This window comes from uncultured Candidatus Kuenenia sp., assembly GCF_900696675.1.
Taxonomy (GTDB): Bacteria; Planctomycetota; Brocadiia; order Brocadiales; family Brocadiaceae; genus Kuenenia; species Kuenenia stuttgartiensis_A.
Genome location: NZ_CAADGZ010000053.1, coordinates 1 through 23,560, shown reverse-complemented (window position 1 = coordinate 23,560; position 23,560 = coordinate 1). Strand labels below are relative to the sequence as shown.

Here is a 23,560-nt window from a genome sequence, read left to right as displayed (position 1 = left end):
AATGCTGCCTGAAGGTTAAATCCTCCTGTTGGGCCATCTACATCAAGCACCTCCCCGGCGAGGTATAATCCCTTTATTAACTTAGATTCCATTGTTCGCGATTCAACCTCATCCAGGTCAATTCCGCCGCCGGTTATAATAGCTTCTTCAACCGGCCTGTGGGACGATAGGGTAAGGGACAGACCTTTCAACTGGTCCAGTATCTTTTTTCTTTCTTTTGTCGTTATTTGGGAGGCCTTCTTCTTTTCGTCAATTCCGCATATATTCAGTAGTAAAGGAGAAAGTTTTTCAGGAACAAAATACGTAAGGCATGTTTTTATTGCCTTACCGCCGTTAGTATTGATTTTTTTTACCAGTTGCGTGGTTAGCTCGGCAGGCGACATATCTGGTTTGAAATCGATGCCTATTCGTACCGCGCCGTTTCCATGATTTTCCATAATACGTTTGCTTATGGAGAGAATCGCCGGGCCGGATATCCCATAATGAGTAAAAAGCGCTTCACCAAAATGTTGCGCGATTTTTCTGCCCTGCCGGCAAGCGGTAATCTGTGCGTTTTTAATCGGAGTTCCCTGCGCTTGTTTCACCCATGCCTCCTCCGTCTCAAAGGCAATTATTGCGGGATATGTCTTGCAAATAGTATGGCCCAGTGAAGAGGCAAGTGTATAGCCATCCCCCGTGCTCCCGGTAGAAGGATAGCTCAGGCCGCCTGTTGCAATCAATACATTGCGCCCCGCTATAAATCCATCCTCTGTTTCCACACCAATCACTTGTTTATTTTTTTCTTTCACGCAGACTATGCGTGAATTTTTCTTAATGGTGATCCGATGTATGCGAAGATACGATAGCAGTGCGTCCAGAACTGATTCTGCCTTTTGGCTTTTTGGATATACACGCCCTTTGCTTTCTTCAATAGTTTCGACACCATAAGAGTAAAGAAATGACCGTAGTTTTTCAGGAGAGAAGATGCCCAATGACGGGCGCATAAATGGCCCCGCCTTTTCATACGCATCAAAAAAAGCGGCAAATGACGCCGTATTCGTCACATTACACCGTCCGGAAGCGCAGAGAAGAAGTTTTTTGCCCGGATGGGCATTCTTTTCGAGAAGGATTACGCTTTTCCCTCTTTCTCCCGCCCGCCCGGCGGCCGTCATCCCTGCAGGGCCTCCTCCAATTACGATAAAATCGTACACATCTGCCATATCACAATTTCACACATATTTTTACAGAAATTTATCGCGAAAAACCTCCTGTGCCAGAAACCTCATTCCCTTTCGTGTGCCAGCCAGGCCATTTCAAATTGATAATTATCAATTATCAATTTGCCCCCCACTACTTCTCTCTTTGCGTCTTTGTGTGAATATTTTCATTCCCATTTATGAACAATAGGATCATGGCTGTTTCATTATTCGATTGCAGATTAAGCTTAGCCGCTCTATGCGTTACTACTTTTTATTTGAAACGCACGATTAACATTTATAGAGCACATTGTGCTCTCTGAAAGAAATGCATTAACAATGCGAGAGGTGTGTTCAATAAAGAGGTATGAAGTGTATTCTTTCTGAAAAAAAACAAATTATTACAGGTGAGGGGGAAATGTGTATTTATCCTGATTTTGGAAATTGTTTACTTACGATGAAACCTCAAAGAAAAAGCCACCTCCGTTACGTGAACGTATCGTCATCTCTCCTACGCAATAAAAATATTTACCTGGTGGTAATTCGGCTACACGCAGCCCTACATTATCCCCAACCCTTGAATAAGTGTCATCCAGTTTATGCAAAACATACTTCATCGAAGGATAAAAAACAATACTTCCCACAGAACCGTTTTTATCAACACGGTAAAGTGACTTACCCATAACCAGCGGATTATCCGTTTGAAAATCAATAATCCTCAGGGTATTCCCGTTAATTTTTGTCGGTGTGCCTTTCACGTAAAACCTTTTTTCTTTACTGGTACTTTCTGAATCATACTTTGCTTCATTTATTTTTACATAATCATCTTTCCCTACAAAAAATAATCCTCCGCCAGGAGGCACCTTCCACAGGGTAATATCATCCAGGGCAATTTCATCAATTACTTCAACCATAAATGAATAACTCAGCGGGACAAATTCAGTTTTTTTTGCCATTAATTGAATATTGCCGGGAGAATAAGTTACAGAAAAATTACCGGAAGTATCCGTTGTCGCCATATGTTTTGAGCCATTTGAAGTCACTTCAATATCAGCAAACGAAACCGGTTTCCCAAAACCATCAATAATCCTGCCACGCAACGTTCCTGAATCGAACGTATAGCCATAGCTTGTTACCGCCTTTAAAACAATGAATACGCATACAATAAAAACAGGAAGCCTTCTTGACATAATCTGAAATCCTTTATGAATTAACAGCAAAATAGTACACAGATACAATGTAACTAATTTGTAACACATCATAACAAGAATTGTCAAATATTTAAAAAATGGTCCAAGGTCATTCGCTATTCGTTCCTAATTTATTAATGTGGAATACGGTACAGCCGGCAGTTTACAGTCGGCAATCAGCAAATTTCGGATTGTAGACTGTTGAAGGTGGAAATTATTATAAAAAACCTCAACTTATTGAGAAGTTACCTATTTACCCTGTTTTTTATGTCCCATGTATTTTACAAAAAGCTAAATTGTTACAAAATAATTGATTTTTTTAAATTAAAAATTACAATGTAAAAAAATGATAACACTATAGTGTTTTATTGCGGAGATACCTTGGAAGAAGATATTTTTTACTTTATGTATTGTCACTGGTATAATGCGTTAGAAATTATTTGGGTAAAGGGGAGGCAAATGTGAAACTTTCTGATGTATTAGCTAAAGAACATATAATTATTAATCTATATGGAATGAACAAATTTGAAGTGTTAGAAAAAATGGTGAAAGTAACAAAATCTTCCGCAAAAGTTGTAGATGAAGTAGATTTGCTGGAAAAAGTAATCACACGGGAAAAGATTAAAAGTACTGGAATTGGCGGTGGGATTGGAATCCCTCATGCACAAACACTAGGAGTTACTGATTTTATTGCGTGTTTGGGAATATCACAGGATGGCATCGATTTTAATGCCCTGGATGAAAAACCCGTACATTTGGTTTTCCTGATCGCAACAAAGGAAAGAACAAATAATATATATCTGGAGCTTCTCAGCAGTATAGCAAGGTTATTTGTCGATGAAACATTTAAACAAAAAATAATTAAATCAAAATCTCCGGATGAAATAATGCAGCTTATAAGTGAAAAAGAAGAAGAAAATTAATGAGATGAAGACTTAAAATATAGAATACCCGTATCTTCTGTTAAATATATATTTGCCAAAAATTTTATTATTATAAAATTAGGTGAGGGGAAACCATTACAAAATACTTTATCATTACAGCGGCATTTTTTGCAAGGAATCCACCAATAATAAATAGAACCGCTAATAAACGTTAGTATGAGTTTTTTTGTTAGCGTCCATTTGCATTTATTCTCGTTTAAATAGAACTGTCTAACGGATTTTACCAACAACTTATCCCCACAACGCCATTTGCCAAATTTAACACTATATATTGTGTATCTATTTCCAAAATATAAAATCCCAATGAAACATTCATGATATGGTGGCTCACAAAGGGGAATGAAAATATCCGTAACACTTTAGTATTTTAAAAAAATACTTGTTAAATCGTTGCAAACAAATAACTTGCGCTGTTTGAGGTGTGCCCTATTGTCAAGACAATATTTTGATAGAAATAAGTTAAAATTTATTTTATCCAAATGATATTAAATGGATAAATCGCATATAAATCCATCTGCCTCATGAGTCGTTTTACCCTATTACGATTTACTTCATACCCCTCCTTTCTTAACCATACCGTCATCCGCCTTACACCATAAAACGGACTCCTCGTGTACTACCCTTCAATATTATTCATCAACTCAAGGTTATGTGCGCTCTCTCCTATCAGCGTGTAATAAAAACCCGACCTTTGTAGCCCTAACAATTTACATTGACGGGCTATGCCGATCTCTTTGTTCTCCAACTCTACCAAACGCCTCTTTGCCTCAACTGGTAAGTCCAGCTTTTTTTCAACTCAGTCTAACTCCACTTTCAATTGCCCTATTTGCTGATACAACGATGACCTTATTTCCTCCGCCTTGCATTCTTCCTTTCGGGAAATTCACGACGAACTGTTTGTCGGATTTATAATATATATTATTACGTATTGCCAGATAATACAGAACAATAGTACAATCAAATCTGATTTTAGAAGTTTGAATATAAAATGGCTTTCTGAAAAATAGATTTATTTGACTAAGCATACTATCAAACTCTCCCTGAAGCCCCTCTTGATAGAGAGGCCTGATGGGTGTAAATTTTTCGAAAACTTTATTTGTTTGACTATAAAGGAGGGAAATAAGATATGGGAACCATCGATAATTTAAGAAACAGAAAGGGTTGGAATAAATTATTTGCGGGCCTGATTATGTTTATTATGTGGTATGTACTTTTCGGTAATCATAAATATGCCATTTATGGAAAAAAAGATGCTGAAACAAAGGAGACACCAACCGTAAACGAAGAATACAAAAAGCCTGAACTGGAAGTTGAGACGCCATAATTTTACAACGTATTCCGTTCACAATGCCCAGCATGGTTCTTTTTACATTTTTTTCCGTGGCCATGCCACTCTATCAATCACTCTTTATCTATTACTAAAAAACATGATACACAAATCAATAAAAACCATCGGTAAACTATTTATAGTTTTCTTTTGCACGGTTGTTTTCATACATACACCATGGAAAATCTGCATGAGTAAGGAGGTAAAAAATAATCAGGAAAGGGGACAATGGGATTCATTATTGTTTCAAATAAAGGATGTATATGACGCCATGGCAGATATGGATACAAGCAATATACCGCTGAGAGATAAAATCAGAGGATGGGAGATTTTTTTAAATACAGATGCGGTACAGCTTGATAACCCGCATTCAGATGAAGACGATTCAATCCGCAAGAAAATAAAAGAAAGAATCGAATACTGGAAGTATATTGAAACCCTTGCATTAGCGGATTTGCACGAAGAATCAAATAAGCCTTCAGAAATGCGCATTGTGGCAGATGCTCAATGGCAGAAAGAGATACTGGCAAATAAGTATTTTCTAAACGCAAAAAAATACATGGATAAGGGCGATTATATTAACGCTGAGATCTGTTTTGAAAAACTCATGTCATTGGGGACAAGACTATCGCCCGACGTATATTATTTACGCAGCGCCATTCAGGTTGAAAGTGAGAAATATGAAGACGCTGTGCAGACGCTTAACGACTATTTGGGACAAATAGGCAGTTCGTCTTATTATGAGGAAGTTACTTCATTGTCCGCTGACGCACGGGAGAAAGAGGTGGAAAACCGGGGAAAAGAGGGAGATATCCTGAAAAGAGAAATGGAGGTCCGGATTGAAGATGCAAAAAATACCCTTAACGCTTATCGGAAATTGTTAGAACGCCGGGCAGAGGTTTATCGCGAGGAACTCGAATTGTTGTCCGACAGGGGTGAAGATATTTCAGGGGATGTAGTGAGGGATTACGAAAAAGAAGAAATCTCCCTTAAACCGGAAGAAAAAAATAGAATCGAAGAAGCAAAAAAGATGTTAATTACGTATTTGAAACAAGCGGAACAAAAACCAAAGGCTTATCAGGAAGTATTGAATTTACTCATGAACCCTGATAAAAACTGAGATAAAAAAAACGAAGTACGAATTACGATTTTAAATCGTAATTCGTAAATCGTAAATCTAAAGATGAAGCAAACGTCCCTCACCATACACAGTAACGGGATAGCTGGTTAGATCAAACGGGTCTCCGTTCCAGCATACAAATGACGCCCATTTATCAGGTTCTAAAGAGCCTAATATTGTATCTATTCCCAGTATCCATGCATTTTTTGCCGTGATGATTTCAATTGCCTGTTGTTTGCTTAATCCGAAACGAATAAACCAGCGCAGTTGCAAAAGAATCATTCTCTGTAATATTACTGGATGGTCTGACATGAGGCCGAACGATACGTTTGATTCCAAGAGGTATCGCAGGTTTTTCCAGTTTTCGTGTTTTAATTCTACCTTATACGCCAGTGAATCCATAGGCCCGTAAATAACAGGTATATTTCTTTCCCTTAATTTATGGAATATATCAATTTTATGAACATCGCATGCGTGGTCAATGGTAAACTTTATGGCATACTCAGGGTGTATTGCCTTGAATTCGTCTGCAAACCGCAGAAATGATTCGATATCGTCCGTCTTATGTACGTGTACCCTCAATACTATTTTTCCGCAGAGAATGTCACGCAGGATTTCATCTTCACGGGAAAAATCTATATCTTTCATTTCTGTGCCCTTCGCTATTTTTTCCATTTTTTTTATTACGGCATATAGTTTTTCCCTAAAGAGGGCCAAAGCGCCCATGCGTGTATATGGGCGTTTTCCCTTCCATTCACGTGTTGACATGGGATTGTATCCCAGCGCCGCTTTTATGCTAATTGGCGCTTCCCTGATGAGGGCGTTTGTGGTTGTGCTTCCGTAGTTGCGGATAACCGCCGAGCTACCGCCAAGAATATTCCCGCTGCCTGGCAAAACACAGGAATAAAGTATGCCTGCTTCTATTGAGTCGGCGAAAGATACATCATCCATTTGTACGGAATCAATGGCGTTTGCAAGTGTTAAAAATGTATCCATTTTCTCATTTGCTTCTTCTTCACTCGCAGGTTCTCCTGCCCTGCACATCCCTATATGGCAATGGGGATCAATAAATGCAGGGGTGATTACCGGATACTCACCAAGCATTTCTCCCTGACGTGTATTTGAAACGTTAGCTACCGTATTGTGGTCAAAATTAATGAAAGCGTCTTTTATGACCTCTTTGCCGGTATAAATAATAGCGCCTTTCATCGAAAGCATTATTGTTTCTCCCTGATAATAAACGTGCCTTCCGGTGGTTGAAAAAGGATAGTTTTTACCCGCTCCTGCATCAGATTGCCAAACAACCTTGCTTGTTCATCAGTTGCTTTGCCGGAGAGCGCCAAAGGCATAAGTTTTTCCATGCGTTCATCCGCATGTGCCAGTGCCGGGTCGTAAGTGATTTCAACCGTTTTCCCCGTGTCCCTTCGCTGAAATAACAATGTACACGTTGCTTTTGTATCTGTCTTTTGTTCAGGAGCAAATGACATCAAATTGTACCGTCCATATTTTCCGGCAGGGCCAAAGCCCTTAAAACCGTTCTCGGCGGCTGCGCCGGTTATCATGGACACAATCTGTGATATTGGCCCGTTTACATTTTCATCGACGCCACCCATGATGGTCACACTTATATTTCCCCTTACCGGCGTCTCCTTGCCGTATAATGCCTTCAGCGCCAATTGGGTTGATTTGTACGCACCGGCAACTGCAGGACAGGAATGTCCGGCAAACTTTACCGCATCGGCATACGTAAAAACAAACGCTCCATCGTTGTCAATTGCGCCCAGGATGACCGCCAGCGGATCTTTAAGTGTGATCGGTTCAGCAACGTCAAAAAAATCCTGCGCAAATTTCGTTTGTCCTTCTGCGAATACCAAATTACCATTAAGCAACTTACACAAAGGGAGTAATAGCATAAAACAAAAGAAGACTCGTTTTGCCAGCAGGGCAACAGTATGTGATTTATTCATTGGTGTAAAATTCCTTTTTAATAATAACGTCAATGTAATTCTCTATTGAAGAAAATACAATAGTCATATAAAATGTTTCACTTGTGGTAAATTTTTTAATCTATGTAATCTATGTAATCTGTAGTTCCGCCTTTCGTATTTCATGCTTGATTGGTGCTGGCTATGCCAGTTTAGGAATATGTTAAGTAATATAGCTTCAGGGCCTGTATGAAAAGTAAAGTAATAGAGGCTAGTTTATCTAAGAATAAAGATTTAGGCAAGTGCAATATGACAGAAAAGATCAGGATAGGCATTGTCCCTTATATGAACGCAAAGCCTTTGATATATGGACTTGAATGCCATAAAGATTCCATAGAATTGTTATTTGAAGTGCCTTCGCTTTTGCCTGGCATGCTGAACAATGATCGTATTGATGTAGCCCTCATTCCTTCCATTGAATATTTCAGGAATGGGTGTTTTGCAATTATACCGCATATAGCAATCGCTTCCCACGGGGCGGTTGAAAGCGTTAAGATATTTTCTAAAGTACCGATTGCAAACATACAAACTGCGGCATTAGACACAAGTTCATTAACTTCCCGCGCACTTACAAGGATTATTTTACATGGTCAATATCACCTTACGCCCGGGTACACGCAATTTAATGAACAGTATAACATTGCTGAAACAAGGGCAGATGCTGTTTTAATTATTGGCGATAACGCTATCAAGGCGGCAGACAATGGGTACGTTACCTTAGACCTCGGACAGGCATGGTATGAATATACAAGACTGCCTTTTGTTTATGCGGTCTGGGTGGTGAAACGAGGGAGAAAAATACCCGGACTAAACGAATTACTGTTGAACTCAAAAAAAATGGGCATTCAGCACATAAAAGAAATTGCCGTGTCTGAAGCAAAACGGCTTAATATATCATTCGATACATGCCTGCATTATCTTACAAATGCTATTCAATACGATTTAGAGAAGGAGGAGATACAAGGGCTTAAGAAATTTTACCAGTGTGCGGTAGCAATAGAATTAGCGCCCAAAGGAGAAAGGGTTATATTTAATGACACCTGATTACTGCCCGGCAGACAAGCATCTGCAGGAAGTACTTTTAAAACCGGTACAAAATAAAAGAATAACTGCTGATGAAGGTGCATGTCTCTTTGAATATAAAGAGCTTCTCATGTTGGGAATTGCTGCTGACGAGGTCTGCAAGATGAAACACCCGGAAAACTTCCGTACCTACATTATTGACAGAAACATCAATTATACGAATATTTGCACATCAGGGTGCAAATTCTGCGCCTTTTATAAAAATATTGAACATAGTGATGGATACATCATTTCAAAAAAGGAGCTTTATAAAAAAATAGAAGAAACTTTAGCATTAGGCGGTAAGCAGATACTCATGCAAGGGGGACTGCACCCAACGCTAAAGATAGATTTTTATACTGATTTATTACTCTCCATTAAGAAAAACTTCGATATACACATACACGCCTTTTCTCCTCCGGAGATAATGCATTTTTCCCATCTAAATACCCTACCAATGCCGGAAGTGATACGTATATTAAAAGAAGCGGGGCTTGATTCCATTCCAGGCGGCGGCGCTGAAATATTGACGGATCGTTGCAGAAAAATCATAAGCCCAAATAAATGTTCTGCGCGGGAATGGCTGGACGTGATGCAATCTGCCCATGAACAGGGCATGAAAACGACTGCTACAATGATGTTTGGCCATATCGAAACTACGGAAGAACGCATCGAACATTTTGAAAAAATCCGGCAGCTCCAGGATAAAACAGGCGGGTTTACCGCCTTTATCGCATGGACATTTCAACCGAAAAACACACAATTGGAAAACGCTCTTTCCGGCAGTCATGATTATTTAAAAACCTTAGCCATTTCCCGGCTGTATCTTGATAACATTGAGAATATCCAGGCATCATGGGTCACACAAGGCGCTAAAATAGCGCAACTCTCTTTAAAATTCGGTGCGAATGACATGGGGAGCACAATGATTGAGGAAAATGTTGTGAAGGCAGCGGGAGTAAGTTATACCATGGAAAAAGAGGAAATTGAATTTTTGATAAACGACGCCGGCTACCAGGCGAAACAGCGCGATTTATATTATACCCTCGTGTAAATCCATTGTCTTCCGAATAAGAGAGAGAATTATGTGGGATGGGTCAAAGCCTGTGTCCCGAGCATGCCGAATGGACGAAGCAGACCCATCAGTAACATTTCTATACTGTAAGAGTTCACAAACAGGGATTTCTAAAATTAGATTTAACTTTTGTTGACATAGATAGTTATAGCATTTCTGAAATCACATTTTGTGAACCCTTTGAGTATATCTATGCTGAAATATTACAAATATTTTGTATGAAGGAAACCCTTTCTTCCAAAGTGTTTAGTTCTTTGTAGCGTTGCTCAACGATTTTCAGACGCGGCAATAATCCTGCGCAATTGGCGATTTGGATGTTGAGACCCGGACGCGCATTCAATTCTAAGAGCATAGGCCCCTTGTCTCTGTCAATAACAATATCTATTCCCTGATAACCTAATCCTGTGAGTTGGTAACACCGTGCGGCCAGGTTCAATAAATTCTCCCAGTTTGGGATCTTTATGCCGGTTATTTCAATACCTGTATCCGGGTGTTCCGTAATAATATCATTAAACCATACCCCTGTAGTGGTGATACCTGTTGCTATATCAATACCAACGCCTATTGCACCCTGATGCAAATTTGCTTTGCCATTCGATAAATGTGTTGGCAGGCGCATCATTGACATAACCGGCACTCCGAGAAAAACAATAATGCGAATATCAGGCATTCCCTGATAGGTAAGGTCTCTGAAAAATGGGGCAAGCTGCACCGTATATTCTACGAACGCCCTATCGGTATGTCCTCCTATACTATATACGCCGCTAAGAATCTCTAAAATGTGATTTTCAAGGAACTCTTCACTAACGATCATCCTTCCCAGGGTTCGATATCCTTTCTTAGAATGGCCGGTGATAACGATTATGCCATTTCCACTGCTCCCATGGGCAGGTTTAATAACGAATGTGGAATGTTTTTTGAGAATGGCATGTATATCCCGTGCCTGATGGTTTACTGCTACAACGGCATACAATTCGGGGACGTTAATGCCCGCCTGTATTGCAAGTTTCTTGGTAAGTAATTTGTCATCCACAAGCGGGTATAGGCACCGCTTATTATACTTTGAGATATAATCGATATTACGGCGATTAATTCCAACAATTCCTAATTTATGCAATTGTTTTATGAGTTTTGGAATCATTATTTTATCTTATTAAACTCCTTAAAACGGAATAACTCTACTAACCTGTACCCTTTATACCTGCCCAAAAGCATGGCGATTGCCAGTATCTGCAAAAGCATCTCCGGATATACGAATATTAAGTGTCTGCTATATTTGTTAAACATAAAAAAGTATACAATGGAAGCGGCGATTAAACTTCCCACACATTGTTGCAATGCGGCTTTAGACCCCCGTTCCTCCCACGTAATGGTCATTCGTTCTATCGTCATAGTGAGAATGACTATTGGGAATATTGAGATGGAGAGTCCTATCTCAATATGAAGTTTGTAGAATAAAATATCGAATATCCCGATGAATATAATAATGATAATAAGTAAGGATGCGAGACGGGATACCATCAGGAGCCTGAAATTCTCAAGATACAAACGCACAGCCATTCCAATCGCAACCAGTATGCTAAATAATATAATACCTGAAATTAAATGTGTTTCCCTGAAAGACAGAGCGATAAGCACAGGCATAAAAGTGCCAAATGTCTCAATACCAATAACATTTCGCAGGATAACCAAAAATAAAACGCCAATAGGAATGAGCAGCAACAGATGATAAACTGCCTGAAAATGGAGCGGCAAGCTGAATAAAGAAAAATTTAATAAATACGGGTTCATTGTTTCCGCCCTTTTTATAGCGGCATTGATAGCATCCTCTTCCTGAAGACCTACAGAAATATTTGTTTTCAGATTTTTCCCGCCGGATAACTGTACTAATGGTTTTGTTCCCCTCCACCAGTCCAGATAGTTCCCGGAAATTAATGATGTTCCTGAAACCGGATCGTAACCCGTCCACTTCCCGCCACTATACACTTCTATGCACCTTTCTATTTTCGCATCGTTTGTTCTGGTGGTTACTTTAATACCATTTACTACCCTGGCAGGAATGCCTGCAAGAGCAAGCAATTGAACCGCTAATTCTACCTTTTTATCCACAGAAACTTCTTTGTCCAAAAGAATCGCAACGTTTTCATCTGGCGGTTGGGCATTCAGAAGCTTGAATAATTTCATCACAAAAGAATCAGTATCTGCTGATTTTCTCAGGATTTCAACAAGAAGGGCGTTGGCTGCTGACCGATTAGGTTCCAAAAATTCAGGAACTTCCCATTCAAGAGGGGGTGCGCTATCCGGAGGATTTCTTACTTTTACTTTATTCACCTGGATGCGGTAGAGAAGCACCTGACGCTTACTTGCCTCGTGAATAGCCCATGTTGCGCTCCGGTTAATGTTGTCGGTAGAAGTGGTTATACCATAAGACCTCGAGACAAAATTTTCAGATGAAATAATAAAGTTTCTTGAATATCCGGGCAAGAATAACACCACCTTTGCCGGTTCGTTCTGTGCATCAAAGGAAACATGAACTTCAATATTCCAAAAATTAGCCTTTTCCTCCGGGACTATAGGAAAACCAAATACAAAATATTTATAGGCGATCAAACCACAGCTTATGAGTAAGAGGCTGAAGATAAAAAAGTAAAAATGTGTTCTATTCATCGCCGAAAACACTCTCGCATTTTGGTTCTTTGGAATAGGTGGAGGATACATCTATGAAAAAATCGTCCAGCAAAAAATTTCTCCCTATAAGCATCTGATACATAAACCGTGTCCTGTTTGAAAGAGTTACTTCAACCTCCTTATAAATACCTCCTATGCAAATGCCAAGTTTAATAACGGGGCGTTTTTCTGACGGCATTCCTATACGCTTTACTGTTGCTGTGCGTATGACCCTTTCCTCAATATTCAACTTTTCTCCTTTTTCATTTATCAATTCAAATTTCACCCATTTTTCACCATCCCGCTCAAATAAGGTATAAACAGGGGCATTTATGGAACAGGTTTTGGCGCCGGTATCTACTTTTGCTTTTAAAACAATGTTCCCGGGGAAAACAAGAATCTTCTCTACCCGGCCCAAAATTTCTTTACTTTTTGCATCTGCCAACGAATGGAATGCAAAAACCAAAAATAAACTGGCTATAATAAATATGCTTTTAGTTTTATACAATAATAAATGGGAAACAAATCTTTGTAGAAATCCGGCAGTAGCTATTTCACAAGCCCGAAAAGGGGGAAACATAGATTTTATCATTGAAATAATGCCTCCAGAGCAATTGAATCTAAAAAAGAAATGTGAATTGTCCATAATAGTTCCTTAAATTACACTAAAAATCATTTGCAATACGAATACTGTGCTTCATTGTTTGACCTTTTTTCTGTTTTTCTTCACTGACAGGCATTAAATAATCATTACCGTTAGGTGAAAATGGTAAATACAAAGTATCACAGTATTTATAAAACATAAAAATAACATAGGCTATTTTAAAAAGAACGTGCCGTTAATGTCAAATGCTTATTTATTACGGTGATGACAGAAAAGTATCAGGCAATATATACTGTAAGAGTTCACAAATATGGATTTTTGAAATTAGATTTAACTTCTGTTGACATAAATAGTTATAGCATTCCTGAAATCACATTTTGTGAACTCCTTGAGTATAAGTATCACAAATCCGGCCTGACCCTTTAATTTAGAGGCGTTGCAGATAAAGTTGCCGGGATTATAGGGCAGTCACGAAAAAAACTTGCTTTGTGACGTAAAAGCCAATAAATATAAGGCTTTTACGGCATTTTTTTAAATTGGTGTGAACATCCGTTTGATAGTATGCTTAGTGTAGGGGCGAAGCATCGATATTATTGGAATTTTTCAAAAAAAACAAATTGTTACAAATTTTCAATTAAAAATAAGGGTGGCATTGACAAACTTTGTTTGTTCGTGTTGAACCAGACATTATGACGACGGTTTTTTATAATGTAAGAGGGTCAGAATGAAAGCGAAAATATCAGTCATTGATGACGAAGAAAGCATACAGAGTATACCTTCAGGGAATTTCTCTCAGATGAAGGGTATGACGTTGATACTGTTGAGAATTATAAGGATGCGTTGTCAGCTTTGAAAAAAACAAACTACGATGTGGTATTTACCGATATTGTCTTAAAGGGGAAAACGGGTATAGAGATTCCTGAAGCTATCAGACGTAAAAATATGAACTGTTAGGTTATTATTATTACCGCCGCTCCGGAAATTGAAAGCACCACATCAGCGGTGAGGCTTGTCGCCTTCAATTATATTCCTAAGCCTGTAACGCAGGAGCAACTGTTAAATATTACGAAGAAAGCGTTAGAGAAAAAGATAGCGCTTGATAGAAAAAAAACAATTATTTCAATATGAAGGCCGTACTCAGAAGCGTAAATGATGCGATAATTATCATGAACAAAGACCTGACCATATTATAAGCAAACGATTTGGCCATGAGAATATGTGATCTGGCCGATAGTGCAAAAGGCAGGAAATTTATCACATATACTGAACATTGTAGCGGAAAATGCCTTCTATCGATTGCAAAAACTTTGAGAAATAAGCAAACAAAAGAAATGTTCTATGTGCAATGTCAGAAAAGCAGCAATATGAATCAAATAGTTAATGTTACGACTTCTCCGCTTCTTAACGAAAAAGGCGCTATTATCGGGATAGTACTGGTGGTAAAAGACAAATCCGTATCAGAAGAAACAGCAAATAATAGCCACATTGAATCAAATAAATTTCATCGTAGTTATCAGCAGATCAGAAAAAATGCAATCGGTTTTTAGCGACTATTAAAAATCTGGCAGATGTGCAAACACTACCGCGTTAATCACCGGAGAAAGCGGTACCGGCAAAGAATTTGGTCGCTGAAACGATCCATGAGGTTGGTATTTACATACACCTGCAAGGCGCTACATTAATCCCAAAATAGCCCTTGTATTTTACGGCAAATGGCAGATTCTTTCCATAAGCGTCCTGCGCATCCTGAAATGCATAGTTCATAAATAAATAATTGTCGTAACAGTTCACCCCTTCAGGATTGTACCGGTATTTGAAAAGGGACTACCCCCTAATCCTTTCCTAAGAGGGAACTTGCCAAATTCCCATACATCATATATATTTTGTCAATTCTTTCAGCGATTTACGATGAGTAGGGTCAGGCATAATTTCAGGATAACCAAGCGGCGTAAACGCAACAGGTTCAATGCCGGGCGGAAGATGAAGGACTGATTTTACGACAGATATCTTAAAAGCGGCAACCCAGCAAGTAGCCAGTCCCTCTTCTGTGGCGGCAAGGATGAGATGGTCCATCGCTATTGCGGCGTCTATATCCGCATAATTTTTTCCGTCACCTCGTTTCCACGCTACTTCCGGAATACTGCATACGCCAATTATCACAGGGGCGGTGTAAAACCATTCTTCGCTATACGCTTCTTTCAGTTGTTTTTTCACATTCTCATTCTTAATCACAAAGAAGCATACCGGTTGGCGGTTGGCGGCGCTTGGCGCATTTCTTGCCGCCTCCAGTATTCGTTCCAGTTTTTCTTCAGGAACAGACTCTTTCTTGTAAGAACGCACACTCCGTCTTTCTTTCATAATATTGTATATATTCATTTGCTATCCCCTTAAAAAGTGACCATTTTCCACTGATTCGCCCTGGCATACAACCAAAGCATAGGACTTGCGTTTACCGCTACCGGGTATCCCACTATACGCAAAAATTTTACATCCACATATGCGTTGCCAAAACCATAGGAAGATGAAAGATCCAAACTATATTCTGAAACAAGGCGTTCAATAATCTTCACCTTCCCGCCGCAGTAAGAATGGATGCCGTCAATCTCACCGGTAATCCTGCCTTCATTGTCAACGGCAAGTTTAGTACCTATCCCAATATCGGCATTGCAAACTTTTGTAAAGCATTCTACCATTGGACTCAGCGTACCTGATAGTAAAATGATCAGATATCCTTCATTTTTCAGTCTCTTTATTTCCTGTAACGCATATTCCGATATATGCGGCAATATTCGCTTATGAAAACATTCGTCTATATTGCCAATAATATTTTCATAATCATTATTCTTTAGATAGTATTTATTCTTTCTGAAAGACAGCCCCTTTAAACTGAAACATTTCCGGAGAAAAGCTGCGGCAAAACGCAACAGACTACTGAAATTTATTACCCTCTTTTCCAGAAGATAATAAAATAAAACCCTTTCGGAGGAAATACCCTTAATTATTGTTCCGTCGATATCAAAAATAGCTGCTTTTCTCACGCGCAGGATTTTACTTATTGAATATGTTTCTTTCAATAAAAAAAACTATAAGGGTGCTTTCTAACGAAGCAACATCAGCCCCCCTAAAATTAACAGCATACCCATAACTTTGGAAAAGGTAACCTCCTCTCCCAAAAAAATACAACCAAAAAGAAAGGTAAACAACGGGGCGCTGCTGGTAATAGGAACAACTTTTGAAATTTCCCCCGTTTTAATTGCCTTAAAAAATATCACCTGTGCTATAAAACCCGCCAAAAGACCTGCAAGCACAAGGCAGCAAATGGACTTGATTCCCATCCTCCCGACGGCTGACAGATTTGAAGTAAACAACACGATAATAATAACACCAATGACTACGCCCGAACTTCGCACTATATAAGCCGTCATAGGTTCAACAGAAGAAAGCCCTACCTTTTCTAAAAAAGCAACGGTACCCCAGAGAATAGCGGTAATAATTGCAAGATAATATGGCGCCATATTGCCTTACCTCGAATAGTTGTTCTGAATGCTGAATAGTGTAGAGGCGAAGCATTTGCTATAGATTGTCATAAATGCGTTCATACCCAAACGGGCAAATGCTTCGCCCCTACGTGCATTGTTTGCAGATTAAAACTTTATATGATTCTTGTGAAACGGACAATGAAATTCTCCAGATACAGTCGGCAATAGGCAATCGGCAATCTACAGTCGGCAGTCGGCAGTCGGCAAATTGCAGATTGATGACTGGGGATTGGAGACCGGAGATTGGATATTGGAGACTGGTGCCTGAGGGCAGTCGTTATTTCCCGGCAAAATGAAGCTTTTATCCGCACCGCCATGCACTTTTAACCCCGCATGATGCATGGTGTTACGTCCTATTACGTTTCAGCCTGATAGCTTTATATGCCTTGATTTGCCGCAATACTTTTGTTACCATTTACCATTTATAAAATTATTTGTAAAATGATTTTTTTTAAACCGTAAGCAGGGGTTTACCAATAAAGGTGCTGGATTTGTGCAAATATATCATCGGCGTGGATTTAGGCGGCACTAATTTAAAAGCCGGCATTGTTGGGCGGGATGGCAACATTTTGTATCAATTTTCAATAAAAACGAACGCCCATGCGGAATCACAGGTAATTTCCCATCAAATATGTGAACTTATCGCCGGAATAATAAAAAATGTCCGCATTGAGAAGTCCGATATTCTTGGTATAGGGCTTGGTTCTCCCGGACTTATTGATAAAAAAGGCGAGACTATTTTGTTTTCACCAAATTTATCCAAATGGCGTGATATCCCCATTAAAAAAATTATATCCGATACATTTGGTTTGCCCTGCATCCTGGAAAATGATGCAAATGCAGCCGCCTGGGGAGAAAAATGGGTAGGGGCCGGGAAAGACGTCAGTTCATTGGTAATGTTAACGCTGGGTACGGGAATCGGTGGCGGCATTATCCTGGATAATAAGTTGTGGCGGGGAATAAATAATACTGCCGGAGAAATAGGCCATATGTCGATACAAACAGACGGCCCTCTGTGTAATTGCGGCAATTATGGATGTATTGAGGTGTATGCATCCGCGCCTGGCATGGTAAGACGATTCAGGGAGTTATTGGAAAGCGGCAAGGCTTCATTATTAAAAAAGGATGAGGAAATTACCGCTAAGAGGATCAATGAAGCTGCCGTACAGGGAGATGGTGCATCGTTGAGTATCATTGAAGAAACAGGACGCTATCTCGGCATTGCTATCGTTAATATCATACACATATTGAATCCCGGGGCTGTTGTATTGTCAGGTGGCCTGATTGGTTCCGGAGAATTGTTAATGCGTCCGGTTAAACGGACAATAGAAGAAAGGGTTTTAAAGGCATCATATAAGGATACGAAAATACTATTTTCACAACTTGGTACTGATGCGGGAATAATAGGAGCTGCCGGATGTCTACTGAAAGAATTAGAAATTTCTGCATAATTGCACATATCGATCACGGAAAGTCAACCCTGGCAGACCGCCTTCTGGAAAGGACGCAGGCGATATCTACGAGAGAATTCCGGAATCAGATGCTTGATGATATGGATTTGGAACGTGAACGCGGCATTACCATAAAGGCAAGTGCGGTGGCATTGACGCTCAGGCGCGGGGAAACAGAGTATAATTTAAACCTCATCGATACCCCGGGCCATGTTGATTTTAGCTATGAAGTATCGAGAAGTCTGGGTTCATGCGAAGGGGCTTTGCTGCTGGTGGACGCCTCGCAGGGTGTGGAGGCGCAGACAGTCGCCAATACCTACCTTGCAATGGAACATGATCTGGTAATTATCCCTGTGGTAAGTAAAATTGATTTGCCGCAGTCACGCCCTTATGAGGTATTAGCTGAAATGGAAAAGACCCTGGGCATTAGCTCTGAAGAGGCATTAATGGTGAGCGCAAAGAGCGGAGAAGGCGTTGATCAGATTTTTGACGCTATTATTAAATATATCCCACCGCCAAAAGGCGATCCCAGTGGGCCGCTGCGGGCGTTAATTTTCGATTCGGAGTATGATGCGTACAGGGGCGTCATTATTTATCTGCGTGTCTTTGACGGATCGTTAAAAGTGGGCGATGAAATATTCATGATAAAAACACGGCGTTCGTTTAAGGTGGAAGAGGTCGGCGTCTTTAAACCAAAAATGGCACCCAAAAACGGACTGTTTACCGGTGAAGTAGGATATTGCATTGCCAATATTAAGTCCATTCACGATGTTAAAGTAGGCGATACTGTCACCTTAAACAAGGAAAAAGCGGAAAAACCGTTAACAGGCTACCGGCAGCCAATACCAATGGTCTATTGCGGTATCTATCCTGTGGACAATGCTGATTTTAAAGTGCTTCGTGAGGCACTGGAACGTTTAAGCCTGAACGATTCTTCCTTCAGCTTTATCCCTGAAACTTCTCAGGCGTTGGGATTCGGTTTCCGGTGCGGATTTCTCGGGCTTTTACATATGGATATCGTTCAGGAACGTCTGGAACGGGAAAGTCATATCAATATAGTGCAGACGGCGCCTAACGTAACCTATGAAATTTTAAAAACAAATAAAGAAGTAATCAGAGTCGATAATCCTGAAAGTGTTCCTCCGGTAAATGAAATAGATGAATTTCGCGAACCAATGGTGCGGTCAAGTTTTGTCTTGCCTACAGAATATTTAGGCGCTATCATGCAACTTGCTGAAGCAAGAAGGGGCAGATACAAAAGCACTGAATATTTAAGTGAAAAACGTGCGATTCTTGTATACGAACTGCCCTTAGCGGAAATCATTTTTGATTTTTTTGATAAAATGAAATCAGCCACAAGAGGCTATGGAACATTGGATTACGACTTAATAGGATACGAATCTGCCGATCTTGTAAAATTAGATATCCTGGTTGGCGGGAAAAGAGTAGACGCCCTTTCAACCATAGTACACAAAAAGGATGCAGAGGTCAGAGGAAGAAAACAGGTGAAGAAGTTAAAAAAAGAGATTTCCAGACACCTGTTTGAAGTGGTACTGCAGGCAGCTATCGGGAGCAGGGTAATTGCCAGGGAGACCATTAAACCTATTGCTAAAAATGTTACGGCCAAATGTTACGGCGGAGATATTACGAGAAAAAGGAAACTTCTTGAAAAACAGAAAGAAGGGAAAAAACGTATGAAATCGGTGGGAAACGTGGAAATACCCCAGAAAGCATTCTTGTCCGTACTGTCGATTGATGATGATGAATAAAAAAGGGTGGTTTGTGTTCAAAAATAAGGAAAACACTAAAAAGACAGATTTGCCGGATAAAAAGAAAAAGCGTAAACATAAGTTACGCGAAAATATAGAATCAATAGCCATAGCGGTGGCATTGGCATTCGCTATCCGTTATTTTGTCGTAGAAGCATTTAAAATTCCAACAGGATCGATGGCGCCTACTCTGTTGGGTGTGCATAAGGACGTCAGTTGCCCTAACTGTAACTGGAGTTTCTATGCCGACCGCCAAAGCGAGACCGCTACCTGCCCCAATTGCCAATTTGAAATAAATACCTCTCTTTACTGCACTGCATGCAATGGCAAGATCCGATACAACTGGCCCCCCTGGCTATGGAGAAAAGGCACATGCCCCGCTTGCCAAACAAAAATAGCATGGAAGGATTTGTCAAACCGGGTCACGCATGGCGGTAACAGAATACTGGTAAATAAATTCTGGTATACATTTACCAAACCGAAACGCTGGGACGTCATGGTCTTTGTCTATCCGTTCTATGATATAAAATGTAAAAACTGTTCGGTTCTGATACCTGATGTAAAATGGCGTGACAGTTTATCCTGTCCGCGGTGTGGTTCTACAAAATTTTCAAAAAAGAAGAAGAATTATATTAAACGGCTGATTGGATTGCCGGGTGAAAAGCTGCAGATCGTAAATGGTGATATTTATATAAACGACAAAATACAAAGAAAACCTGAAAAAGCACAGAATGCGTTATGGATGCCTGTTTATAACGGTAATTACACCATACATGAAGAAGTGGTTCCTACCTGGATAATAGACAATGAATTTTGGAATGTCACTGAGAAATCACTGTCATTGAATAATCTGAATAAAGATAATTCCGGGACGTCGCTGGTTACTTTTGGGCAACAAATATCCGATCAGAACGGTTACAATAACCGTTCCGGAGAAAATGAAGTGGGAGACATCAAAATAAGCCTTAACGTTACTCCGGCAAAAGGGTCGCATCGATTGGAATTTGTTCTTGAAAAAAATGAAGAGGTCTTTTCCGCCAGTATTCCCATCGAAGATATCGCAAACAAGTGTACTCTTTCGAGATCAAATAATGTTGTAGTGGAAAAAGATTTTCATTTAACCGTCAACCAGACACATAAGATAGAATTTTCCAATGTAGATCATATCGTATCGCTTAAAGTAAATGACGTTAATGTATTTTCATTCGACTATTATAACGGGAGTATCCCCGCGTTCCGCCCATTTGACTCAAGCAAGGTGCGTTTTGGCGGGACGAACGCAAAGGTGAAGTATGACAATATTCAAATATATCACGACATTTATTATACACGCCTTTCGGACGATACCTATGGCACTTCCCAGCCAATTCAATTGAAGGAAAAAGATTATTTTGTATTAGGGGACAACAGCAGAAACAGTAACGATAGCCGCGTGTGGAAGTTTGTTCCAGGAAAGAATGTTATAGGGAAGGCATTTTTTGTATTCTGGCCATTAGAAAACATCAACTTTATTAAATAGATATGAACTTACTCCGAACAGAAGGGTTAACAAAATCTTTCGGTAAACGCACTGTTGTAAACAATGTCAGTTTCGAAATAAACAGAGGCGAGATAGTCGGATTGCTTGGCCAAAACGGGGCAGGGAAAAGCACCTCTTTCAATATGGTTATTGGAATTATCCGACCGGATAGCGGAAGGGTAATATTTCAAGACGAAGACGTTACCCATATGCCTATATATTTGCGGGCGCGTAAAGGCATGGGATATTTATGCCAGGAACCGTCTGTTTTCCAGCGTTTAACGGTGGAAGAAAATATTCTGGCGATCCTGGAAACCCACAGATACAATTCTCATGAAAAATACAAATTACTTGTCGATTTGCTTACCGAATTCAATTTGAAATCGCTTTCAAAACATAAGGCATTTACCCTTTCCGGCGGAGAAAGAAGGCGTCTTGAAATTGCGCGGGCGCTTGCAAGCTCTCCTTCCATGATTTTGCTGGACGAACCCTTCACCGGTGTGGATCCTATTGCGGTAAATGAGGTGCAGGAAATCGTTTTAAAACTCCGAGATAAGGGCATCGGCATTCTTATTACCGACCACAATGTCCGGGAGGCGCTGAGCATTACCTCTCATTCATATATTATCAGCGAAGGCGAGGTTGTCGCAAAAGGCACAACACAGGAAATATTAAATAATCCGGTCGCACGCCAGTCTTATCTCGGTGATAATTTCCCGAACAGTGAACATCGGTTAGCCGATTTCGATTATCAGCACAGGAAAACATCAACAAATAAAAAGAAAAAACCCATTGTTCGAAAAGACGCCATTATAAAATAGTGTCTTAAGCAGTAGGCAATTCTACAGTCTACAATCTACAGTCGGCAATCGGTAGTTAATGAAGGACTAAGGATGAAAGACCTCTTAATATGAATAGCATAAAAAGTTATTTACGTAACGTTTATATCATCTTTCTCTCAGCCGTGTCTGCATTGTTTTTTCTGGGTGGGTGCGCCACTCAAAAAGAAAAAACGGAAATTCCATTGCTTAAAGAAAAGCCGGTAGCTTCTGAAGAACCACAAAAGGCGTTGACTACCTATACGATTATGAAAGGGGATACATTGTGGCGTATTTCAAAAAATTACGGTGTGTCGGTCGAGTCAATTGTGGCGGCAAATCAAATAAAAGATATACGGGATTTAAAGATAGGACAGAAAATTACTATTCCTTCGAACAATGTTTCCTATACATATAGCAACCCAACAGTAAGCGCAATGCCGTCTCAAAACCGGGTAGTTTCTTCAAAAGGTTTTATCTGGCCCGTAAAAGGGGATATCGTATCGCATTTTAATCAAACAAGAAACGGCAAAAAGTTTATGGGTATAAGTATACAACCCCATTCAAGACAAGAAATCGTTGCGGCAAAAAAAGGAACGGTAGAAGCAGTTTCCGGTTCGGACAATAATTTTTATGTGGTCGTAATCAAACATGATGGGGAAGTAAGAACTTTATACGGCGTCCATTGCATACCAATTGTCAGCGAGGGAAACTATATTGAACAAGGGCAGACAATTGCCACTTTTGATCCCCTCACAAAGGAAAGCAGCACAAAAGAAATTCACTTTAAAATATATGTAAAAGATAAACCTGTTAACCCTGTCTCTTATTTACCTTAATAATGGAGAAAGCAGTATGCCCGTATATGAATTTAAATGCAATAAATGCAACATAACATTTGAGGAATATTTTAAAAGCACCTCTGAACAAAAAATGCTATTCTGCCCTTCCTGCCGAAGCGAACACGTTGAAAAAATATTTTCCGTTTTTGGAGCCTCAGGAACAGGCAACGGCAATCCTGCCCCCGCAGGAAACAAGGCGGGCGGCGGTTGTGGTTGTTGTGCAATGGGCTAATGAGCCTTTTCCGGCGCTTCGCCACTGCATCTGTTGATAATGTTAATGTAGAGACGCATTGCATGCGTCTCTTTGTTTTGTAAACATTTTCATTACGCATAGCAGTTTCCAGACGCATACAATGCGTCTCTGCAAAATATCGAAAATTCCTAAACTGGCAGCACCGGAACCAAACAAGCACGAGATAAGAAATACGAAATACGAAAAAGGAACCACAAATTGCCTAGCGCGGCCTTTGGCC

The 23,560-nt window shown here is 39.9% G+C and carries 23 protein-coding genes and 1 pseudogene; 14 read left to right on the top strand and 10 right to left on the bottom strand.

Going from position 1 to position 23,560, the window contains the following annotated elements:
- Both QZT26_RS09535 and QZT26_RS09530 read right to left on the bottom strand, forming a co-directional pair.
- On the bottom strand, positions 1-1,199 hold a 1,199-nt coding region (locus QZT26_RS09535), incomplete at its 3' end, for an NAD(P)/FAD-dependent oxidoreductase (RefSeq protein WP_295101830.1).
- A 428-nt stretch (positions 1,200-1,627) separates the two neighbouring features.
- Positions 1,628-2,365: a carboxypeptidase-like regulatory domain-containing protein gene (locus QZT26_RS09530; RefSeq protein WP_157775590.1), complete on the bottom strand. Its 738-nt coding sequence runs from the start codon at positions 2,363-2,365 to the stop codon at positions 1,628-1,630.
- A gap of 461 nt (positions 2,366-2,826) precedes the next feature.
- Here QZT26_RS09530 and QZT26_RS09525 point away from each other — a divergent pair, with 461 nt between their 5' ends.
- The 3 genes from QZT26_RS09525 to QZT26_RS09515 all read left to right on the top strand — a co-directional run bounded on the left by QZT26_RS09525 (position 2,827) and on the right by QZT26_RS09515 (position 5,756).
- Complete coding sequence (locus QZT26_RS09525; protein ID WP_164994905.1) at positions 2,827-3,288, top strand: PTS sugar transporter subunit IIA; 462 nt, start codon at positions 2,827-2,829, stop codon at positions 3,286-3,288.
- 1,147 nt (positions 3,289-4,435) lie between these two features.
- On the top strand, positions 4,436-4,633 hold the full coding sequence (locus QZT26_RS09520; protein WP_099323609.1) for a hypothetical protein: 198 nt from the start codon (positions 4,436-4,438) through the stop codon (positions 4,631-4,633).
- A 193-nt stretch (positions 4,634-4,826) separates the two neighbouring features.
- Positions 4,827-5,756 (top strand): hypothetical protein, encoded by a 930-nt coding sequence (locus QZT26_RS09515; protein WP_295101826.1) that lies wholly within the window; start codon positions 4,827-4,829, stop codon positions 5,754-5,756.
- A gap of 57 nt (positions 5,757-5,813) precedes the next feature.
- On the opposite strand, the gene QZT26_RS09510 is transcribed toward QZT26_RS09515, so the two are convergent.
- Both QZT26_RS09510 and QZT26_RS09505 read right to left on the bottom strand, forming a co-directional pair.
- Positions 5,814-6,974 (bottom strand): amidohydrolase family protein, encoded by a 1,161-nt coding sequence (locus QZT26_RS09510; RefSeq protein WP_099323611.1) that lies wholly within the window; start codon positions 6,972-6,974, stop codon positions 5,814-5,816.
- Positions 6,974-7,723 carry an FmdE family protein gene (locus QZT26_RS09505; protein ID WP_295101824.1) on the bottom strand — a complete coding sequence of 250 codons (750 nt, stop codon included), beginning with the start codon at positions 7,721-7,723 and terminating at the stop codon, positions 6,974-6,976. Before QZT26_RS09505 ends, QZT26_RS09510 begins: the two co-directional genes overlap by 1 nt.
- Before the next feature lie 207 nt (positions 7,724-7,930).
- Between QZT26_RS09505 and QZT26_RS09500 the strand changes: the two genes are divergently transcribed.
- Together QZT26_RS09500 and mqnC are read left to right on the top strand one after the other, a co-directional pair.
- Entirely contained in the window at positions 7,931-8,785 is an 855-nt protein-coding gene (locus QZT26_RS09500; RefSeq protein ID WP_099323613.1) for a menaquinone biosynthesis protein, read from the top strand.
- Positions 8,775-9,857, top strand: coding sequence for a cyclic dehypoxanthinyl futalosine synthase (gene mqnC / locus QZT26_RS09495; protein ID WP_295101822.1), 1,083 nt, complete (start codon positions 8,775-8,777; stop codon positions 9,855-9,857). The genes QZT26_RS09500 and mqnC overlap by 11 nt, the downstream gene beginning before the upstream one ends.
- Before the next feature lie 211 nt (positions 9,858-10,068).
- Here the strand turns inward: mqnC and QZT26_RS09490 are convergent, their stop codons facing one another.
- Genes QZT26_RS09490 through QZT26_RS09480 form a run of 3 tightly spaced genes read right to left on the bottom strand, consistent with a single transcriptional unit; the run spans position 10,069 to position 13,137 of the window.
- Positions 10,069-11,019 (bottom strand): alpha-L-glutamate ligase-like protein, encoded by a 951-nt coding sequence (locus QZT26_RS09490; protein WP_295101820.1) that lies wholly within the window; start codon positions 11,017-11,019, stop codon positions 10,069-10,071.
- A complete protein-coding gene (locus QZT26_RS09485; RefSeq protein WP_164994903.1) occupies positions 11,019-12,545 on the bottom strand; it encodes a UUP1 family membrane protein in 1,527 nt (508 codons plus the stop codon). The genes QZT26_RS09490 and QZT26_RS09485 overlap by 1 nt, the downstream gene beginning before the upstream one ends.
- Positions 12,538-13,137, bottom strand: a complete 600-nt coding sequence (locus QZT26_RS09480) for a RimK/LysX family protein (protein WP_157775596.1) — start codon at positions 13,135-13,137, stop codon at positions 12,538-12,540. Before QZT26_RS09480 ends, QZT26_RS09485 begins: the two co-directional genes overlap by 8 nt.
- Before the next feature lie 736 nt (positions 13,138-13,873).
- Here QZT26_RS09480 and QZT26_RS09475 point away from each other — a divergent pair.
- The 3 genes and pseudogenes from QZT26_RS09475 (at position 13,874) to QZT26_RS09465 (ending at position 14,696) form a co-directional block, all read left to right on the top strand.
- Entirely contained in the window at positions 13,874-14,002 is a 129-nt protein-coding gene (locus tag QZT26_RS09475; protein ID WP_261341075.1) for a hypothetical protein, read from the top strand.
- Positions 13,987-14,103 (top strand): annotated as a pseudogene (locus QZT26_RS09470) (hypothetical protein); the annotation flags it as partial. The gene QZT26_RS09475 and the pseudogene QZT26_RS09470, both read left to right, overlap by 16 nt.
- Before the next feature lie 254 nt (positions 14,104-14,357).
- Complete coding sequence (locus QZT26_RS09465) at positions 14,358-14,696, top strand: hypothetical protein (RefSeq protein WP_295101816.1); 339 nt, start codon at positions 14,358-14,360, stop codon at positions 14,694-14,696.
- Positions 14,697-15,021: 325 nt separating this feature from the next.
- Here the strand turns inward: QZT26_RS09465 and QZT26_RS09460 are convergent, their stop codons facing one another.
- From QZT26_RS09460 to QZT26_RS09450, 3 genes are read right to left on the bottom strand one after another with little or no spacing between them, the layout of a single operon-like run.
- The gene (locus QZT26_RS09460) at positions 15,022-15,525 is read right to left on the bottom strand and encodes a nitroreductase family protein (protein ID WP_099323621.1); all 504 of its coding nucleotides are present in this window, start codon (positions 15,523-15,525) and stop codon (positions 15,022-15,024) included.
- 11 nt (positions 15,526-15,536) lie between these two features.
- On the bottom strand, positions 15,537-16,223 hold the full coding sequence (locus tag QZT26_RS09455; protein ID WP_099323622.1) for an HAD-IB family hydrolase: 687 nt from the start codon (positions 16,221-16,223) through the stop codon (positions 15,537-15,539).
- A 24-nt stretch (positions 16,224-16,247) separates the two neighbouring features.
- Positions 16,248-16,664: an EamA family transporter gene (locus QZT26_RS09450; protein ID WP_295101813.1), complete on the bottom strand. Its 417-nt coding sequence runs from the start codon at positions 16,662-16,664 to the stop codon at positions 16,248-16,250.
- Between the two features lie 515 nt (positions 16,665-17,179).
- On the opposite strand from QZT26_RS09450, the gene QZT26_RS09445 reads away from it, so the two are divergent.
- From QZT26_RS09445 to QZT26_RS09420, 6 genes are all read left to right on the top strand, one after another.
- Positions 17,180-18,139 (top strand): ROK family protein, encoded by a 960-nt coding sequence (locus QZT26_RS09445; protein WP_157775605.1) that lies wholly within the window; start codon positions 17,180-17,182, stop codon positions 18,137-18,139.
- On the top strand, positions 18,106-19,908 hold the full coding sequence (gene lepA, locus QZT26_RS09440) for a translation elongation factor 4 (RefSeq protein ID WP_099323626.1): 1,803 nt from the start codon (positions 18,106-18,108) through the stop codon (positions 19,906-19,908). Before QZT26_RS09445 ends, lepA begins: the two co-directional genes overlap by 34 nt.
- 13 nt (positions 19,909-19,921) lie before the next feature.
- Entirely contained in the window at positions 19,922-21,427 is a 1,506-nt protein-coding gene (locus QZT26_RS09435) for a S26 family signal peptidase (protein ID WP_295101812.1), read from the top strand.
- A 2-nt stretch (positions 21,428-21,429) separates the two neighbouring features.
- The gene (lptB, locus tag QZT26_RS09430; protein WP_164994900.1) at positions 21,430-22,248 is read left to right on the top strand and encodes an LPS export ABC transporter ATP-binding protein; all 819 of its coding nucleotides are present in this window, start codon (positions 21,430-21,432) and stop codon (positions 22,246-22,248) included.
- Between the two features lie 89 nt (positions 22,249-22,337).
- Positions 22,338-23,084 (top strand): LysM peptidoglycan-binding domain-containing protein, encoded by a 747-nt coding sequence (locus QZT26_RS09425; RefSeq protein WP_164994899.1) that lies wholly within the window; start codon positions 22,338-22,340, stop codon positions 23,082-23,084.
- 16 nt (positions 23,085-23,100) lie between these two features.
- On the top strand, positions 23,101-23,319 hold the full coding sequence (locus QZT26_RS09420) for a zinc ribbon domain-containing protein (RefSeq protein WP_099323630.1): 219 nt from the start codon (positions 23,101-23,103) through the stop codon (positions 23,317-23,319).
- Positions 23,320-23,560 lie beyond the last annotated feature (241 nt).

Coding starts and splice junctions, on each gene's coding strand:
- QZT26_RS09530 (WP_157775590.1), bottom strand. CDS start 2,365: ATGTCAAGAAGGCTTCCTGTTTTTATTGTATGCGTATTCATTGTTTTA.
- QZT26_RS09520 (WP_099323609.1), top strand. CDS start 4,436: ATGGGAACCATCGATAATTTAAGAAACAGAAAGGGTTGGAATAAATTA.
- QZT26_RS09515 (WP_295101826.1), top strand. CDS start 4,827: ATGAGTAAGGAGGTAAAAAATAATCAGGAAAGGGGACAATGGGATTCA.
- QZT26_RS09510 (WP_099323611.1), bottom strand. CDS start 6,974: ATGCTTTCGATGAAAGGCGCTATTATTTATACCGGCAAAGAGGTCATA.
- QZT26_RS09505 (WP_295101824.1), bottom strand. CDS start 7,723: ATGAATAAATCACATACTGTTGCCCTGCTGGCAAAACGAGTCTTCTTT.
- QZT26_RS09500 (WP_099323613.1), top strand. CDS start 7,931: ATGAAAAGTAAAGTAATAGAGGCTAGTTTATCTAAGAATAAAGATTTA.
- mqnC (WP_295101822.1), top strand. CDS start 8,775: ATGACACCTGATTACTGCCCGGCAGACAAGCATCTGCAGGAAGTACTT.
- QZT26_RS09490 (WP_295101820.1), bottom strand. CDS start 11,019: ATGATTCCAAAACTCATAAAACAATTGCATAAATTAGGAATTGTTGGA.
- QZT26_RS09485 (WP_164994903.1), bottom strand. CDS start 12,545: ATGAATAGAACACATTTTTACTTTTTTATCTTCAGCCTCTTACTCATA.
- QZT26_RS09480 (WP_157775596.1), bottom strand. CDS start 13,137: ATGATAAAATCTATGTTTCCCCCTTTTCGGGCTTGTGAAATAGCTACT.
- QZT26_RS09475 (WP_261341075.1), top strand. CDS start 13,874: ATGAAAGCGAAAATATCAGTCATTGATGACGAAGAAAGCATACAGAGT.
- QZT26_RS09465 (WP_295101816.1), top strand. CDS start 14,358: ATGAGAATATGTGATCTGGCCGATAGTGCAAAAGGCAGGAAATTTATC.
- QZT26_RS09460 (WP_099323621.1), bottom strand. CDS start 15,525: ATGAATATATACAATATTATGAAAGAAAGACGGAGTGTGCGTTCTTAC.
- QZT26_RS09450 (WP_295101813.1), bottom strand. CDS start 16,664: ATGGCGCCATATTATCTTGCAATTATTACCGCTATTCTCTGGGGTACC.
- lepA (WP_099323626.1), top strand. CDS start 18,106: ATGTCTACTGAAAGAATTAGAAATTTCTGCATAATTGCACATATCGAT.
- lptB (WP_164994900.1), top strand. CDS start 21,430: ATGAACTTACTCCGAACAGAAGGGTTAACAAAATCTTTCGGTAAACGC.
- QZT26_RS09425 (WP_164994899.1), top strand. CDS start 22,338: ATGAATAGCATAAAAAGTTATTTACGTAACGTTTATATCATCTTTCTC.
- QZT26_RS09420 (WP_099323630.1), top strand. CDS start 23,101: ATGCCCGTATATGAATTTAAATGCAATAAATGCAACATAACATTTGAG.